At 43.1% G+C, this 15554-nt stretch carries 14 protein-coding genes and 1 pseudogene; 12 read left to right on the plus strand and 3 right to left on the minus strand.

All coding sequences use genetic code 11. The features are described from left to right. Positions 1 to 413: 413 nt before the first annotated feature. The 3 genes from ACT3QQ_RS12385 to ACT3QQ_RS12395 form a co-directional block, all read right to left on the minus strand. Positions 414 to 1559: an NAD(P)-dependent alcohol dehydrogenase gene (locus ACT3QQ_RS12385; protein WP_444523711.1), complete on the minus strand. Its 1146-nt coding sequence runs from the start codon at positions 1557 to 1559 to the stop codon at positions 414 to 416. A gap of 96 nt (positions 1560 to 1655) precedes the next feature. After that, positions 1656 to 2702, minus strand: a complete 1047-nt coding sequence (gene dctP, locus ACT3QQ_RS12390) for a TRAP transporter substrate-binding protein DctP (RefSeq protein WP_444523723.1) — start codon at positions 2700 to 2702, stop codon at positions 1656 to 1658. A gap of 116 nt (positions 2703 to 2818) precedes the next feature. Then, positions 2819 to 4162, minus strand: coding sequence for a lyase family protein (locus tag ACT3QQ_RS12395; protein ID WP_444520413.1), 1344 nt, complete (start codon positions 4160 to 4162; stop codon positions 2819 to 2821). A 39-nt stretch (positions 4163 to 4201) separates the two neighbouring features. Here ACT3QQ_RS12395 and ACT3QQ_RS12400 point away from each other — a divergent pair, with 39 nt between their 5' ends. The 12 genes and pseudogenes from ACT3QQ_RS12400 to ACT3QQ_RS12455 all read left to right on the plus strand — a co-directional run. Continuing rightward, the gene (locus tag ACT3QQ_RS12400; RefSeq protein ID WP_444528247.1) at positions 4202 to 4984 is read left to right on the plus strand and encodes an IclR family transcriptional regulator domain-containing protein; all 783 of its coding nucleotides are present in this window, start codon (positions 4202 to 4204) and stop codon (positions 4982 to 4984) included. Positions 4985 to 5439: 455 nt separating this feature from the next. Continuing rightward, the gene (locus ACT3QQ_RS12405; RefSeq protein ID WP_444528248.1) at positions 5440 to 6498 is read left to right on the plus strand and encodes a TRAP transporter substrate-binding protein; all 1059 of its coding nucleotides are present in this window, start codon (positions 5440 to 5442) and stop codon (positions 6496 to 6498) included. Positions 6499 to 6684: 186 nt separating this feature from the next. Next, a complete protein-coding gene (locus ACT3QQ_RS12410; RefSeq protein ID WP_444523714.1) occupies positions 6685 to 7602 on the plus strand; it encodes a TauD/TfdA dioxygenase family protein in 918 nt (305 codons plus the stop codon). Between the two features lie 12 nt (positions 7603 to 7614). Further along, positions 7615 to 8394 (plus strand): class II aldolase/adducin family protein, encoded by a 780-nt coding sequence (locus ACT3QQ_RS12415; RefSeq protein WP_444523715.1) that lies wholly within the window; start codon positions 7615 to 7617, stop codon positions 8392 to 8394. A gap of 263 nt (positions 8395 to 8657) precedes the next feature. Next, the gene (gene pcaF, locus ACT3QQ_RS12420) at positions 8658 to 9869 is read left to right on the plus strand and encodes a 3-oxoadipyl-CoA thiolase (RefSeq protein ID WP_444523716.1); all 1212 of its coding nucleotides are present in this window, start codon (positions 8658 to 8660) and stop codon (positions 9867 to 9869) included. After that, on the plus strand, positions 9869 to 11041 hold the full coding sequence (locus tag ACT3QQ_RS12425) for an alpha/beta fold hydrolase (protein ID WP_444523717.1): 1173 nt from the start codon (positions 9869 to 9871) through the stop codon (positions 11039 to 11041). Before pcaF ends, ACT3QQ_RS12425 begins: the two co-directional genes overlap by 1 nt. 50 nt (positions 11042 to 11091) lie before the next feature. Next, complete coding sequence (gene pcaH, locus ACT3QQ_RS12430; protein WP_444523718.1) at positions 11092 to 11820, plus strand: protocatechuate 3,4-dioxygenase subunit beta; 729 nt, start codon at positions 11092 to 11094, stop codon at positions 11818 to 11820. Positions 11821 to 11823: 3 nt separating this feature from the next. Further along, a complete protein-coding gene (gene pcaG / locus ACT3QQ_RS12435) occupies positions 11824 to 12447 on the plus strand; it encodes a protocatechuate 3,4-dioxygenase subunit alpha (protein WP_444523719.1) in 624 nt (207 codons plus the stop codon). 103 nt (positions 12448 to 12550) lie between these two features. Then, positions 12551 to 13741 (plus strand): 4-hydroxybenzoate 3-monooxygenase, encoded by a 1191-nt coding sequence (gene pobA / locus ACT3QQ_RS12440; RefSeq protein WP_444523720.1) that lies wholly within the window; start codon positions 12551 to 12553, stop codon positions 13739 to 13741. Positions 13742 to 13799: 58 nt separating this feature from the next. After that, a complete protein-coding gene (locus tag ACT3QQ_RS12445) occupies positions 13800 to 14471 on the plus strand; it encodes a 3-oxoacid CoA-transferase subunit A (protein WP_444523721.1) in 672 nt (223 codons plus the stop codon). After that, positions 14471 to 15118, plus strand: coding sequence for a 3-oxoacid CoA-transferase subunit B (locus tag ACT3QQ_RS12450; RefSeq protein ID WP_444520422.1), 648 nt, complete (start codon positions 14471 to 14473; stop codon positions 15116 to 15118). Before ACT3QQ_RS12445 ends, ACT3QQ_RS12450 begins: the two co-directional genes overlap by 1 nt. A 177-nt stretch (positions 15119 to 15295) precedes the next feature. Continuing rightward, positions 15296 to 15554 (plus strand): annotated as a pseudogene (locus tag ACT3QQ_RS12455) (TRAP transporter small permease); the annotation flags it as partial.

Below are 15554 nucleotides of genomic sequence, written 5' to 3' on the forward strand. Positions count from 1 at the left end.
ATAGCTTATGGGTTTTTTGGACTATGCTGAATCGTTGGTAAGCTTTTTATTTCTTTAATATTTACAGATAAGTGTATATATTCATCATAATTAGATTTTCAGTTCCTCGATAGCAAAGTCACCATTACCTAAGCAGTGACATTCTGGATTGTACATGCAGCCGCTGAGAAACAAATCAAAAATATAAGTATTTAGTGTGGGAATAGGTTTTTAATCAAGTATCTAAGCAATCCGATAATGAATAAACTATGTTAGATGCAGCTATTTCTGGTGCAGTTATAGTTTTCAATCCTAAATAGCGCGTTTTACCGTACCTTGTCCTATATCAAATACATATGTCTCACCATCATGAATAACATTTTTACAAAGCAAAAGCGTTTAAATCATAGAAAAAGATTATCTAATCTGTTGCATCAACTTGTAGTAAGAATATCATCTGACTGCATTCTAACGATAGGCTTAAGAGTGACGCCTTTTTCACTATCCTCTGCGGCCTGATTAATATCTTTTAGATCGTAGAATTTAACGAGTTTATTGAAGGGGAATTTTCCTGCCATATAAAGATCTACTAGCGTTGGAATCAATGCAATAGGCACACTATCACCTTCAACCACGCCGACTAATTTTTTGCAGTTTTGCATAAAATCGGTCAGATCAATATCTGCCGTTGAACCTGGCTTTGAGGCACCAACAATAGCGCCAATGCCGCGAGGGCATAATGCGGTGACCATGCTTGAGATAAGCGACCCTATGCCAGTTGAATCCATAGCAAATTGTGCACCGCCGCCCGTAATCTCCTGAATACGTGCAACAGCATCTTCTTCTTTGCTGTTGATTACATATGTTGCTCCAATCTTCAGCGCTAGCTCCAATCGTGAAGGCACAATATCAACTGCAATAATCGTCGTAGCACCAATCGCTGCGGCTGCCATTACTGCTGATAGCCCAACGGCACCGCCGCCCCACGCAACGAAGCTAGAACCAGCTGTTACTTTGAGTGCATTCATGACGGTACCCGCACCTGTTTGAATACCACAGCCTAAAGGACCCAGTAGTTCAAGTGGTGCATCTTTACGAACTTTGATAACGTTGCGCGTATTTGCCACAGCATATTGACCAAACGATGATTGACCGAAGAAACGATCGTTCAGTTCGGTATCGTTGCTTGCGATTAAGGCATGAGAACCATCAACTCTTTGACCAGAAAAATTATACTGATTAAAGTTTTCGCAATAAGCAGGGTGACCTTCATGGCAAGAATCACATTTATTGCAGTTTAAAAAAGTCATAACAACATGGTCGCCAATAGTGATGTCTATTACTTTACTGCCGATAGACTCAATAATACCAGAGCCTTCATGCCCCAGTACTATTGGGTGCGGAACAGGGAACACCTGATCACGAGCGATCATGTCGGTATGGCACATTCCGGTTGCTACGACACGTACCAGCACTTCGTCATCTTGTATAGTAGCGGTTTTGACTTGCTCAATTTGGAATGGCCCACCTTTTTGGCGAATCACTGCTGCCGTGTAGCTAGTAGGGGTTGTCTGTATCATGACGATTCCTCTGAGTGACTGGTTAAAGATGCTAGAGTCATATGATTTTTAGTTTTTATTAACAATAGCAATGTCGACGAAAATAATGTTAAGCGATTAAGATTGACAAGCAGCACTGGCTTCTTTAGCCTTTTGATACACTGTTTGTGCGTCTAAATTCAGCGCTGTGACATCTTTTAGGTACTTTTGAGTACCAGCTTCTAACGGACCTTTCCATTTTGGATCGTTTAATGGATCTGGAATATCTATCATCGTGTCACCCTTGGCTTTGGCTTCTGCCATATATTTTGCATCTTCTGCATCAAATACTTTGCCTGCCGCTGCTGCCATCTGCATGCCTGAGTTGTTATCAATGACTTTTCTGAGGTCGTCTGGTAGGCTGTTATATTTGTCTTTATTCATAGTTACCATAATAGCGGAACTATAAAAAGGAATATTAGTGTGGGTGTTGGTTAGCTCTATCAACCTAAAGGACCCTGTCGCATCCCACGGCAGACTTAATCCATCTAATACACCGCGTTGCAGTGACGTATAAATATCAGTCGCAGGTAAGCCAACTGGCGTGCCACCTGCCGCTTCAATAATATCGCCTGCAATAGCAGAGGGGCGACGCATACGTAAGCCTTTTAAGTCATCTGGCGTGCGAATGGCTTTATCAACGGTGTGCATGCCGCCTGGACCTGTACCCATCATAAACAATAAATGAGTGTCTTCGTATTCACTCGATATCACCCCATCATCATACAGAGTCTGTAGCATACAGTTCATCTGAGTCGCTGAATTAGAAAGCCCTGGTAGTTCTGTCACTTGGGTCAATGGAAAGCGGCCATTGGTATAGCCTTGTAGCTGAGAGCCTATATCAACGATACCTTTGGCAGTCGCATCGTAAGTGGCATCAGGTTTACTAAGAGTTGCTGAAGGATATATTTCAACTTTGATACGGCCTTCAGACTCTTCTTCGACTTTTTTGGCCCAAGGCTCAAAAATTTCTGAATGAGTGGCCGCTGTTGCTGGCCAAAAATGTGAAAAACGTAATGTTGTGACTTCTTCGGTACTCGCCGTTGCGGCTTCGTTTGATTTCGAGCAACCAGTCAATCCAATCATAGCGGCTAACGTCAAACTAAGGGGAAGCGTTTTTCTCATCATAAAATCCTTTTTCGATATTCTGTTCTAAATAAGAACTCTTGTTCGTATAGTGAATTAAAAATACCTTGTTTTTACTTTTCTGTCAATCTGCTTTACTGCTTGTAGAACCAAATTTATGAAGTGATATCTTCAATAGCTAGTAATACGGTTTGACATTGTCTTTGCGCTGCACCGCAGTAGGTCAAAGGTGATAAAACTGTTTTAAGCTCATCATGATTGCTTAAACCTACAGACTGCTCTGATAGCAAAGCCAAAAAGGTAGTTGTAAATCCTTGATGTTGACCGTGGGCTTGTTGGCTCGCTTGATTAATTAACGGGTAGATTTTGTCTTTGTCTGCTTCAAAATATTTTTCTAGGCCTTTGATTAAATAAGCATCGCTATTTAAATCAAGGTTGGTCGCCATACGCTCAGGGTAGACCTGCAGTCCATGCAATAATACTTTTAAATACGATACAGCACCTGCTATCAAAGCTGTGCCTTCAGTTAAAGGTACCCAGCTAGCATGCCACTGTCCTAATGCGCGCTCAAAAGGCTGAGCAGTGCTATTACTAATTACACTCATATGTCCATGCATCCGTAACGTGGCAGTTCTGATCAAAGCGCATAGTACAGGGTTGCGCTTATGTGGCATTGATGAGGAGCCACCCATACCCTCAATAGACGGTTCAGCAACTTCACCTAGCTCAGATTGAGTCATCAAAGCGATGTCCTCGACGATATTTTCCATTGCCCCAGCACAGGCATCTAATGTAGAAGCAATAGCATGAATAGGTTGTCTATTGGTGTGCCAAGGGAGTAGAGGAGCTGATAAGCCCAGTGACTCCGCTAACTGTTGCGGTAGATTATGATGCTCGTTTTCTTCATTACTTACGCCAACAGGACCACCCCATTGTAAGTAAAACCCTGACTGCTCTAATTGTGCTAACTTAGGCATGATAGCTATCAATGAAGATGCCCATTGGGATACTTTGGTACCAAAAGTGATAGGTAGCGCCTGTTGTAGCAGCGTTCTGCCTGCCATCGGCGTTTTACGATGTGTTTGAATCAGTACCTCACAAGCTTTTAATACTTCAATCAAATCTTGATGAATGCGTCTAAATGAAGGTTTGAGCATCATCATCATCGCGGTATCAATCACATCCTGACTGGTCAATGTTTGATGAAAAAACGGTTTTATATCGGTTGGAAGTAAAGACTTTGCTTGTGTTACAAAAGGAATAGCAGCATTACCGCCCAAATAAGTTTGTTTTCCAATGGCGTCAATATCAAATAATTCTAAGGCTAACGCTTGCTGGGATTGTTGAAAGATGTTTTTTGGGATAAGCTGATTTTTCTCTCGCACTTTTAGAACGGCTAACTCAAAATCTAACATGGCTTGAGTGAAAGCCTGGTCAGAAAATGCATTGGCAATATCAGAATGTACAAAAGGCTGATTGATTAGTCGATTGATTTTCATTTAGAATTCCTAACTTTGGTAAGTATGAATAATATATCTATGAAACAAGATAAGAAAATATCCTTTGATAGTCCAGATTTCGTGACGTCTCTTGCTGGTGGTTTAAGCGTTCTGCGAGCGTTTGATGACAATCATTCAACGATGACGCTGAGTGAAGTCGCCGAATGTACCAATATGGACAGAGCAAAGGCGCGGCGCTATCTACTGACGTTGCATGCGTTAGGCTATGTTCATAAGGACAAGCGTCAATTTAAACTCTCTCCCAAAACGCTCAGTATTGGGTCTAGCTATCTAAGCAGTGCGCATCATCACGACATCGTGCAGTTCTATCTCGAACGTGTGACTGAAAAAACGGGTGAATCTTGTTCCTTTGCCGTATTGGATGATGACGAAGTAGTTTATATTGCACGGTCTGCTGCCAAGCATCGTCTGCTATCCATTTCGCTCTCTATTGGTACTCGGCTGCCTGTCGCTTACACTTCTATGGGCCGTGCTATATTGGCCAACCTGCCTGGAGATGAGCGTGAAGATTACGTCGAAAAAATTGAGCTAAACGCACATACACCCTTTAGTATCACTGATCGTAAACAATTCAAAGACATGTTAAGTGCCGCTCATGACGAGCAATATGTGGTTGTCGATCAAGAGCTTGACACTGGTCTGCGATCCCTTGCACTGCCTGTTTATAAGTCAAATAATGAACTTATCGGCGCTATCAATATCAGTACTAATGCCATGCGCGTGTCAAAAGATATGCTTATCAAAGAGTTTTTGCCCATATTGCGTGATTGCGCTGAAAAAATCCAAACGTATTATATCTAGTCAGTCAAGCCAAATGTTATTACCTGTTGAAGTTTATACAACGTTATGAGCAGATAAAAATCACGATTGAATGGTCATCATGAAAAAGGCTTCCAATGCTTTATAAAAAATTGCATTGGAAGCCTTTTTTTTGTCTTTTACCAAAACTAGGCAGCCAAGAATTGGGATTAAAATAATTATATTTTCTAAAAGGTAAATTATTGACAGCATGGTAAAAGGACAGTATAGTCAAGTTCATAATATGAACATTAGTTCTAATAAAGAACAAAGGATATCATATTTATCAAAAAAATTGAGGTAATTATTTGCTGCCATCTACCTTTTTTACTGTAAAGGAAGAGGTTGTCTTTAATAGACTCATAAAACACTACTGCAGTGCCAAGGATGGTGGAGCAGCTGGCATTGACCGTATTTAAGCTGACTCAGCTGCTATTTATATACAAGGAAGTATGCAAATGAAAATCAAAGATAACGTCAAAATGAGAGGTATGTCTGTGCTGATAGCCTTGGCATTAGGCATGGTAGGGTGTTCTGGTCAATCAAATGAGCAAAGCTCTGAAATTGAAACCACCGTTTTAAGGTTCTCACACTTTTGGCCTGCAACCTCTGCGATGCATATTGAAGTTTTTGAGCCATGGGCAAAAAAAATTGAGACGGAATCTAATGGCCAATTAAGGGTTGAGATTTATCCATCAGCAACGCTGAGTAAGCCAGACGTGATGTATGATTCTGCTGCTAAAGGCGTTATTGATATCGGCTCTCAGGCACACGGCTACAGTGCTGGTCGTTTTCCACTCACGCAGATTGCTGAGCTTCCCGGCCTTTCAAACTCTGCCACCCAAATGGGCTGCATTCTACAAACACTTTACGACGATGGCACTATCGCCAGTGAATATGAGGACACGCATTTGTTATTTCTCATGGGCGCAGGACCGGCTGCGATTCATACGGTTGGTGAACCTATTCGTGTTCCTTCTGATATGAAGGGTTTGCGTATTCGTCGACCATCAGCCATTGCAGGCGATATCATTGAAGCTACTGGCGGCACACCAGTGGGTCTTCCAGCTAATGATATCTACACCTCATTACAGCGTGGCGTGATTGATGGCCTCAGCTTTCCTTGGCAGCCAACGGGTGACTTTAGACTAGTTGAATTAACTAAAGCGCACACTAACATACCTTTCTATAATTCAGCATTGCTCGTGACTATGAACAAAAGTAAGTATGAGAATTTGCCTGACAACCTCAAAAAAATCCTAGATGACAACTCAGGTAGAGTAATGTCTGATTTGGTAGGTGAAGTAACAGATAGAGAAGATGCTCAGTATATGGCAGAAGCGCGTGCTGCTGGACATACCATGATTGATATCCCTGATCCGCTCAATGATCCTGATTGGAAAGGGCCTCTATTGCAAGGCACGCAGAAATATCTGAGCGATGTTAAAGCATTAGGTTTAGATGCTGATGGTATCTACGAAAAGGTAAAAACGGTTAGTGCAGGCTGTAAATCTTAGGCAATGGTAGGTAGGCCTCATGTAGACAGTCACAATGATTGTTCAATATGTAGCTTTTTATTGGCTGTAAGCGTTGCGCCTAAGCGTGACTGTCAATATTGACAAAGGATTATCTCTAAAAAATATCTTTTTGTCTTATGTTTGATAGTTGATAAAAATCAACAAAAATTTTAAAGGATTAAAATTATGAAGAGTATTACACATCCAACCGGACTGTTTGACAATGGTGCAAAAGACTATAAGCATATTACCGCTATTCCTTTAGCGGCGGCTATGGGAGCAGAAATACAAGGCGTAGATCTCAGCAATGTGAGCGACGACGCTTTTGCTGAGATAGAAGCGGCCTTGTATAGGCATAAGCTTATATTTTTTAGAGATCAAGACATCACTTTTACGGACCACGAAAATATAACGCTCAGATTTGGTGATTTTGGAACAGACGCCTACACCAAAGGTGTAGAAGGGCATGAGAACATCCAACCGGTCATCAAAGAAGCAACTGTCGAAACAAAGATGGTGTTTGGTAGTGGCTGGCACACAGATTCCGCCTTTTTAGACTGCCCGCCTGCAATCGCGATCAACTATGGCAAAGATATGCCTCCATATGGTGGTGATACCTTATTTGCAAACTCTGTACTCGCATACAACAGCTTAAGTCCAGCAATGAAAGAGATGATAGCCCCTCTTAAAGTATGGATGAGTGCTAAACACGTTGTGAGTTCTATGCAAGCTGAAAAACAGTCACAGAAAAGAAAGTCTGGTGAATTAGGCAGTTTAGAGCTTGATGTCGATACACAAAAAATGATTGAAGGATCTTATCACCCGCTGGTTAGAACACATCCTGTATCAGGCGAAAAATCACTGTATGTAGACAAAACCTATGCCTGCGGTATCGAAGGTATGACAGAAGAAGAGTCGCGTCCTCTACTGGATTTCTTAGCAAGTTTTGCGACTCAAGAGTCTTTTGTTTGCAGGCTTAAGTGGTATAACAATACGGTTATCATGTGGGATAACCGAATCTGCTTGCATCAGGCGTTTAATGACTATGATGGCTATAGAAGAGAGATGTATCGGGCAGTCGTCATGGGCGAAAAACCAGAATAAGAGGATGGCTTAATGAAAGATATTTTTGAATCAATAGTAACGCCGCCTGGCTATAGTGATGATGAGTGGCAGGCGAGAATTGAGCTGGCATTATGCTATAGAATGGTTGACTACTATGGTTGGACTACACAAGTTTATAACCATATCTCGTATCGAATTCCGGGTACAGATCATTTACTAATTAATGCATTCGGGCTTTTATATGGTGAAATTACCCCTTCAAATCTGGTAAAAATAGATTTTGATGGTAATAAGCTTGATGATTCACCGTTTCCAATCAATAAAGCGGGCAACGTCATTCATACCGCCATCCATAAAGGTCGTCCTGATATTCACTGTGTGATGCACACTCACAATACAGATTTACAGGCAGTTAGTGCTTTGGAATGTGGTTTTATACCTTTATTCCAGGAAGCGTATATGTTTCATGATCGTATTGGTTATCACCCTTTTGAAGGCATTGTATTAGATGCAACAGAACAAGAGCGACTTGTTGAGTCAATTGGTACTGACAATCACACGCTCATGCTTAACAACCACGGTGTTATTACCACTGGCCCTGATGTGTCATGGGCGTTCATGCGAATGTACCAAATTATACAAGGCTGTGAGGTTCAGTTAAAGGCGATGGCTTCTGGTGGTAAATTACTCCAAGCTAGTGATGAAGCAATGATTAAAACCAGAGAGCAGTTTGAGGGCGGTGACGCGCAAGCTGGTGCCCAGGTTAGGCTACCTGAATGGCCAGCATACTATCGGTTGATGAGCCGGATTGATCCTAACTGGATAAGATGAACTACTTGTTCTTACTGATATTTTGTCAGTTTATTTACATAGATTAGTAGAATTTTTAGAAATGAAAACCCACGAATTAGCGTGGGTTTTTTATTTTGGAAAAACAAGTAAACTCTGTTGACAAAAGCCAATAAAAAGTATAATTTAATTCATTATACGAACAATAATTCTTATATAGAACAATATTGGTAACAATCAGTATTGAATCTTGAGGGTATAGCGTAATGACAATGTGCCCATATTGCCTTTAGGGAGAAAGCAGCATGACCCCAGTATATATTTGTCACCCCAAACGTTCAGCAGTAGGTCGGTATGGCGGCGTATTGGCCGATATACGTCCTGATGATTTGCTGGCACAAGTGATCAAAGCAGTGCTTGAAGACGCTCCTGATTTTGACCATAGTGCGATTGAAGACAGCTTTATAGGCTGTGCTAACCAAAGCGGTGAAGACAATCGTAACGTTGCGCGCATGAGTGGCTTGTTATCAGGGCTATCAGAAAAAGTACCAGCGACAACCATCAATCGACTATGTGGCTCAGGCCTCGATGCAGTAGGAACGGCCTTTCGTGCCATAGTCAGTGGTGAGATGGAGCTAGCATTAGCAGGTGGAGTTGAGTCTATGACCCGAGCGCCATTTGTAATGGGTAAGCCTGAGGGTGCCTATGATCGTCGTCAAACGCTGCAAGACACGACCATGGGCTGGCGTTTTATTAATAAAAAAATGGACGCTATGTATGGTACAGAAGCGATGCCACGTACCGCAGAAAATTTAGCGGAAAAATATAATATCTCTCGTGAAGACCAAGATTCTTTTGCAGTGTGGTCACAACAAAAGGCCGCTCAGGCACAAAATGATGGACTTTTAGCGACCGAAATCACTCCTATTACGATTGAGAGACGTAAAAAAGAAGCGCTAATCGTCGATACAGATGAGCATCCACGTCCGAATACTGATATGACTGCTCTAGAAAAGCTGCGTCCTATCTACGAAGGAGGGACAATTACTGCTGGTAATGCTTCTGGTATCAATGATGGTGCTGCTGCGATGTTGATCGCTAGCGCCGCAGCTGTCAAAAAATACGGTCTAACACCTGTTGCCAAAATAGAAGGCATGGCAACGGCGGGTGTGCCTCCGACCATTATGGGTATTGGCCCTGTGCCTGCCACCCAAAAGCTCTTGAAGCGTCTTAATCTTAGTCTGGATGATATCGATATCATTGAGCTTAATGAGGCTTTTTCTGCTCAAGCACTGGCTTGTTCAAGAGAGATGGGTCTAGAAGACCGTGATCCGCGTCTTAATCCCAGAGGTGGCTCTATTGCACTGGGTCATCCACTAGGGGCTTCAGGCGCTCGTATTTTGATTTCAGCTATTCATGAGTTACAACGTACCAAAAAAGATCGTGCACTTTGTACAATGTGTATTGGTGTTGGACAAGGTATTGCTTTAGTGGTTTCAAGAGTAGGAGAACAATAATGGCATTTTTGACAACAGACACGCATCTCGTTGCTTACCAAGATAGTGGTGAAACCTACTTGCCAGCATTATTTATGGCGCACCCGTTAGGTATGAGCCGTAATGTATGGGACAAAGTATGTGATGAGCTACATGGTCATTATCGCTGCATACGTTGGGACCTACCAGGCCATGGCAGCAGTGGCGCTGCTTGTACAGATTTGACGCTAGAGCAACTGGCTTATGATGTGCTCAGCTTAGCGAACGCTTTAGATATTGAAAGATTTAGTTTCATTGGTACTTCGATTGGCGGCATGATCGGGCAAAGCCTCTGCCAAATTTCGCCAGAATCTTTAGAGCAGGTTTGGCTCACCAATACAGGTGCTGTGATTGGTACAGCTGAGGCGTGGTCTGAACGCGCTGCCAACGTTCGTAGTTTGGGCCTGGCTCAAATGGCTGAAGGAATTGTCCCGCGCTGGTTTGCCCCTGCGTATATTAAGCAAAATCCTGATGCACTGCTTGGCTGGCAAGTACAGTTATCACGCAATGGCGATGAGAGCTACGCCAAACTTTGTGAAGCTATAGCTAAAGTAGACAACCGCAAAAAGCTAACAACTTATAGAGATAAAGTGGTTTTGGTGGCAGGGGGAGAAGATGTCTCGACACCACCTGCCAAACTAGAGGAGATAAAAACTGAGTTTACTGATGCAAAATTAGAAACTTTTGAAGGTGTGGGCCATGTACCGTCAATAGAAGCAACGAGCCAATTGGTCAAATTAATACAGTCAGATGCGGCTCGCAAGACAGTCGGACAGACGGGTATTGGCTATGAGCAGGGCCTAGTCCAGCGTAAGCGCATTTTAGGAGAGGCCCATGTTGAAAAAGCATCCCAAAATGCCACCACATTGGACAGTCCATTTCAACAATTTATCACGCGTAATGCTTGGGGAGAGCTGTGGGGCGATCACAGTCTCACGGTACAGCAACGAAGCATGATTACCACTGCGATATTGGCCGCACTCGGGCGTGATGGTGAGCTTGGCTTACATCTACGTACCGCGCATCGTCTAGGTATTAATGAAGATCAGTTACGTCAGGTGCTGATGCATGTATCGGTCTACGCTGGCGTACCAGCAGCCAATCATGCTTTTTCTTTGGCCAAGGACAATGGCTGGGGCAATCCTACCGTCTGATATCAAATGCTTTTAAAAGATAAATCTGCTTAATAAAATGGAGAGCTGTAATGAGCCATAAGTACCCTTCTTTTCTACCGCGTGAACGGTCTTGGCAGCCTGGGCCATTTACGCCAGGCTACAAAACAACAGTAGCAAGATCACCGCGCCAAGCCCTAGTCAGTCTCCAAAGAGCTAGCGATTCAGAGCGTAGTGGCCCTGTTTTTGATGGCTTAGAGATTGGTCAGTATGACAACGACTTACTAATGAACTTTCGGACAGAAGGCACGCAAGCAGGTTTGCCCATCGGTGAACGTATCATCATGCATGGTCAAGTAATCGATCAGTTTGGTAAGCCTGTCCCCAATACGTTGGTTGAGATGTGGCAAGCAAATGCTGGTGGTAAATACCGTCACAAAAGAGATGGCTATCTGGCACCACTAGATCCTAACTTTGGTGGTGTGGGACGATGCGTTACAGATGCCAAAGGGCGATACCGTTTTCGTACCGTGCGTCCCGGCCCTTACCCATGGCCAAATGGAGTCAATACATGGCGCCCTGCACACATTCACGTATCTGTAATGGGTCCGTCAATTTCTACACGTTTGGTGACTCAGATGTATTTTGAAGGGGATCCCCTTATTCCGATATGTCCAATCGTACAGGTATTAAAGGATCCAGAGGCAGTTGAAACGATGATTGCACGTCTAGACATGTCTCAGAGCAAGCCAATGGATTGTTTGGCATATCGTTTTGATATTGTGGTGCGCGGCGCATTACAAACTTATTTTGAGGAGTAGATCATGTATAGCCAATACAAACTACAAGATGATAGCGGTCTGCTACGTGAAACAGCATCTCAAACAACGGGTCCGTTTGTCCATATCGGTTTGGCATTAGAGATTGCAGGCTTTGAATCGCGTTCAGATGAAATTTGGCAAGATTTGGCCAAAGAAGGTGCTGAGGGAGAGCATATTGAATTGGTGGGTCATGTATACGATGGCAATGGTGATGCGGTCCATGATGCATTGATCGAGATATGGCAAGCAGACAGCCACGGTAATTATATTAGCAACTTTGATAACAAAGAACCGTTTAGCGGGTTTGGTCGTAGTGCTTGTGCCTTGGATGGGGATTTTCATTTCCATACCGTCAAACCTGGACAAGTAGGTTTTTATGGTAAGCCCATGGCACCGCACGTCAATATCGCCATTTTTGCACGAGGTATAAACCTACACCTGCAAACCAGAGCATATTTCGATGATGAGCAGGAAGCCAATGAGCAGTGTCCAATATTGAACAGTGTGCCTTCAGTGGAGCGCCGTAAAACATTAATTGCTAAAAAAGAGCAGGGTGGAGACAAGCCTCGCTACCGTTTTGATATTTATTTACAAGGTGACAACGAGACAGTTTTCTTTGATTTTTAAAAGATTGTTGTGCAGTTTAAGTGCGTTGTTTGATAGTTAGTATTTCCTATTTAATATTTTTAGGCAAACTAGGATTTGCCAAATAACAAATGAGAGGGATTTCATGAAACACAAAACGAAAGTAGCCATTATTGGTGCAGGTCCGTCAGGACTATTGCTTGGTCAGTTGCTGACTAAAGCTGGTATCGACAATGTTATTTTGGAGAGACAAACGGGTGAGTATGTCTTAAGCCGTATTCGCGCAGGTGTACTAGAGCAAGGTACGGTAAACCTAATTCGCGAGTCAGGTGCGGGCGAACGTATGGACAAAGAAGGTCTAATCCATACAGGTACAGATTTTAGTTTTCAGGGTGAGCATTACCATATTGATATAGAAAAATATAGTGGTGGCAAGCATGTCATTGTTTATGGTCAGACTGAGGTAACTCGTGACCTGATGGAAGCGCGTGAGAAAGTTGGTAGTACTACTATCTATGAAGCAGATAATGTTGAGTTACATGATATTGAGTCAGATAGCCCTTATGTGACGTATCAGCATCATGGTGAGTCGTTTCATTTAGATTGTGATTATATCGCTGGATGTGACGGGTTTCACGGTGTGTCGCGCAAATCGATCCCATCTGATCAATTAGAAGAGTACGAAAAAGTCTATCCGTTTGGTTGGCTTGGGTTGATGAGTGACACACCGCCTGTCAACGACGAGTTGGTGTACTGTGCTCATGAGCGCGGCTTTGCGCTATGTTCGATGCGTTCTGAAACTCGCAGTCGCTACTATATTCAAGTACCTGATACAGACAAGATTGAAAACTGGAATGAAGAAAAGTTTTGGGCAGAGCTCAAACGCCGTATTCCACCAGAGATGGCAGAGCGTCTGGTAACTGGTCCTGCAATAGAGATGAGTATTGCACCGCTGCGCTCGTATGTCTGCGAGACAATGCAGTATGGCAAAGTATTTTTGTTGGGAGACGCCGCGCACATCGTACCACCGACGGGTGCTAAAGGATTAAATCTTGCGGCTAGCGATGTCGATACGGCTTATCGTTTGTTCGTAAAAATATATGAAGACAATCGCATTGATCTCATTCCTCGTTATCAAGAAATTTGTCTAGCGCGCACTTGGAAAGCCGTCCGTTTTTCATGGTGGATGACAATGCTATTACATCGCTTTCAAAGCGCTGGACGTTTTGATTTCCGTGTACAACAAGCTGAGTTTGATTACTTTATTAATTCAGATGCTGGCAAAGCAACCATTGCTGAGAATTATGTTGGCCTACCATTTGAAGCATTAGAGTAAATAGCTGAGTTTCAATTATTTAGATCTAGCGACTCAACTTTTTATATAGGATGATTCCATGTTAAACAAAGTGACAGAATCTGCCATCGACGCCATGAATCATATCAATGATGGGTCGACCATCTTGATAGGAGGCTTTGGCTTGGCAGGTCAGCCCGCCGAGTTGATCGACGCATTGATTGAACGCAATGCCAAGGATTTAACCATTGTTAGTAACAATGCAGGCAACGGCGAGACAGGCTTGGCGTTATTGCTAAAATCAGGCTGCGTACGCAAAATTATTTGTTCGTTTCCGCGTCAGCACGATTCATATATTTTCGATGATCTTTATCGTTCAGGCAAAATTGAACTCGAAGTGGTACCACAAGGTACGTTGGCTGCTCGTATGCAAGCTGGCGGTAGTGGTCTTGGCGCGATTTATACGCCGACCGCTTATGGTACGCTGCTTGCTGAAGGCAAGGAGACACGAACTATCGATGGCGTAAACTACGTATTAGAATACCCAATTAAAGCAGATTTTGCCCTTATCAAAGCCTTTCAGGGCGATCGTTGGGGGAACCTAACTTATCGTAAAGCTGCTCGTAACTTTGGTCCAGTTATGGCGGCAGCATCGAAACATACTATCGCTCAAGTGAGTGAGGTTGTTGAATTGGGTGCGTTGGATCCTGAGCACATCATTACGCCAGGTATCTTTGTGCATCAAGTTGTCTGTATTGAAGGAGACAAATAATGAGTAATTATACTCCGCGTTCAGTTGATGAGATTGCGAAGCGTGTCGCTCAAGACATTGAAGAAGGCATGTATGTCAATTTGGGTATCGGACAGCCTACTAAAGTCGCTGATTTCCTACCAAAAGATAAAGACATTTTTTTGCATAGTGAGAATGGTGTTTTAGGCATGGGGCCAGCCCCTGAAGAAGCTGATAGAGATGGCGATCTGATCAATGCTGGCAAACAATATATCACGCTACTCAAAGGCGGTAGTTACTTTCACCATGGTGACTCTTTTGCCATGATCCGTGGCGGACATATTGATCTATGTGTTCTTGGTGCATTTGAAGTGGCTGAAAATGGTGACATCGCCAACTGGTTTTTGGGTCGTCCTAAGGACATTCCAGCAGTAGGTGGTGCGATGGATTTGGCAGTGGGGGCTAAAAAAGTCTATGTCATTATGGATCACGTTAGCAAAAATGGCGAGCCCAAAATTGTCAAAAACCTTAAACTACCGATCACAGGAGAACAGTGTGTTAATAGAATTTACACTGATTTGGCAGTGCTTGATGTCACAGATCAAGGGCTAGTAGTTCGTGACATGGTCGTGGGGCTAAGTTTTGATGCACTGCAAGAAAAAACAGGGGCTAAATTGATAAGATCATAATCAGCTATTATTTAATACACTTTACTATTAGCAATATATTTAACCATCAAGAAAGGACTCCATGATGAGGATTAATTTATCTGCGTCAGCCATAGAGGCTGTCCGGCCCGATCTATCTAATACACCTAGTAACTTTGATACTGCTGCATTGGCCGTTCTTGCTTTGGTAGGTGCGTTATGATGATCCTAACAAAAACCAGCGCGACTATCTCGCGGCTGTGTCAATTTATCGGCGGTGTTAGTCTCATCATCATCGTGCTTACCACTATGCTCGACGTTAGCGCACGCTACATATTCAAACTCACCGGTGGTGAGTTTGGATTTACCGTCAAAGGTAGTGTAGAGATCGTTTCCTACTTTATGCTATTTGCATTATTAGCCGCCTTTGCTGCTTTCGTTGAACGCTCACAAATCATCGTCGATGTCTTTACCCAGA

It is taken from the genome of Psychrobacter sp. AOP7-A1-24 (assembly GCF_052376235.1).
GTDB lineage: Bacteria > Pseudomonadota > Gammaproteobacteria > Pseudomonadales > Moraxellaceae > Psychrobacter.

Bases quoted from the DNA above. Each gene is read 5' to 3' on its own strand.
- ACT3QQ_RS12410 (WP_444523714.1), top strand. From the start codon at position 6,685: ATGAAGAGTATTACACATCCAACCGGACTGTTTGACAATGGTGCAAAA.
- ACT3QQ_RS12400 (WP_444528247.1), top strand. From the start codon at position 4,202: ATGAAACAAGATAAGAAAATATCCTTTGATAGTCCAGATTTCGTGACG.
- ACT3QQ_RS12445 (WP_444523721.1), top strand. From the start codon at position 13,800: ATGTTAAACAAAGTGACAGAATCTGCCATCGACGCCATGAATCATATC.
- ACT3QQ_RS12395 (WP_444520413.1), bottom strand. From the start codon at position 4,162: ATGAAAATCAATCGACTAATCAATCAGCCTTTTGTACATTCTGATATT.
- dctP (WP_444523723.1), bottom strand. From the start codon at position 2,702: ATGAGAAAAACGCTTCCCCTTAGTTTGACGTTAGCCGCTATGATTGGA.
- pcaF (WP_444523716.1), top strand. From the start codon at position 8,658: ATGACCCCAGTATATATTTGTCACCCCAAACGTTCAGCAGTAGGTCGG.
- pobA (WP_444523720.1), top strand. From the start codon at position 12,551: ATGAAACACAAAACGAAAGTAGCCATTATTGGTGCAGGTCCGTCAGGA.
- ACT3QQ_RS12385 (WP_444523711.1), bottom strand. From the start codon at position 1,559: ATGATACAGACAACCCCTACTAGCTACACGGCAGCAGTGATTCGCCAA.
- ACT3QQ_RS12415 (WP_444523715.1), top strand. From the start codon at position 7,615: ATGAAAGATATTTTTGAATCAATAGTAACGCCGCCTGGCTATAGTGAT.
- pcaG (WP_444523719.1), top strand. From the start codon at position 11,824: ATGTATAGCCAATACAAACTACAAGATGATAGCGGTCTGCTACGTGAA.
- ACT3QQ_RS12405 (WP_444528248.1), top strand. From the start codon at position 5,440: ATGAAAATCAAAGATAACGTCAAAATGAGAGGTATGTCTGTGCTGATA.
- pcaH (WP_444523718.1), top strand. From the start codon at position 11,092: ATGAGCCATAAGTACCCTTCTTTTCTACCGCGTGAACGGTCTTGGCAG.
- ACT3QQ_RS12450 (WP_444520422.1), top strand. From the start codon at position 14,471: ATGAGTAATTATACTCCGCGTTCAGTTGATGAGATTGCGAAGCGTGTC.
- ACT3QQ_RS12425 (WP_444523717.1), top strand. From the start codon at position 9,869: ATGGCATTTTTGACAACAGACACGCATCTCGTTGCTTACCAAGATAGT.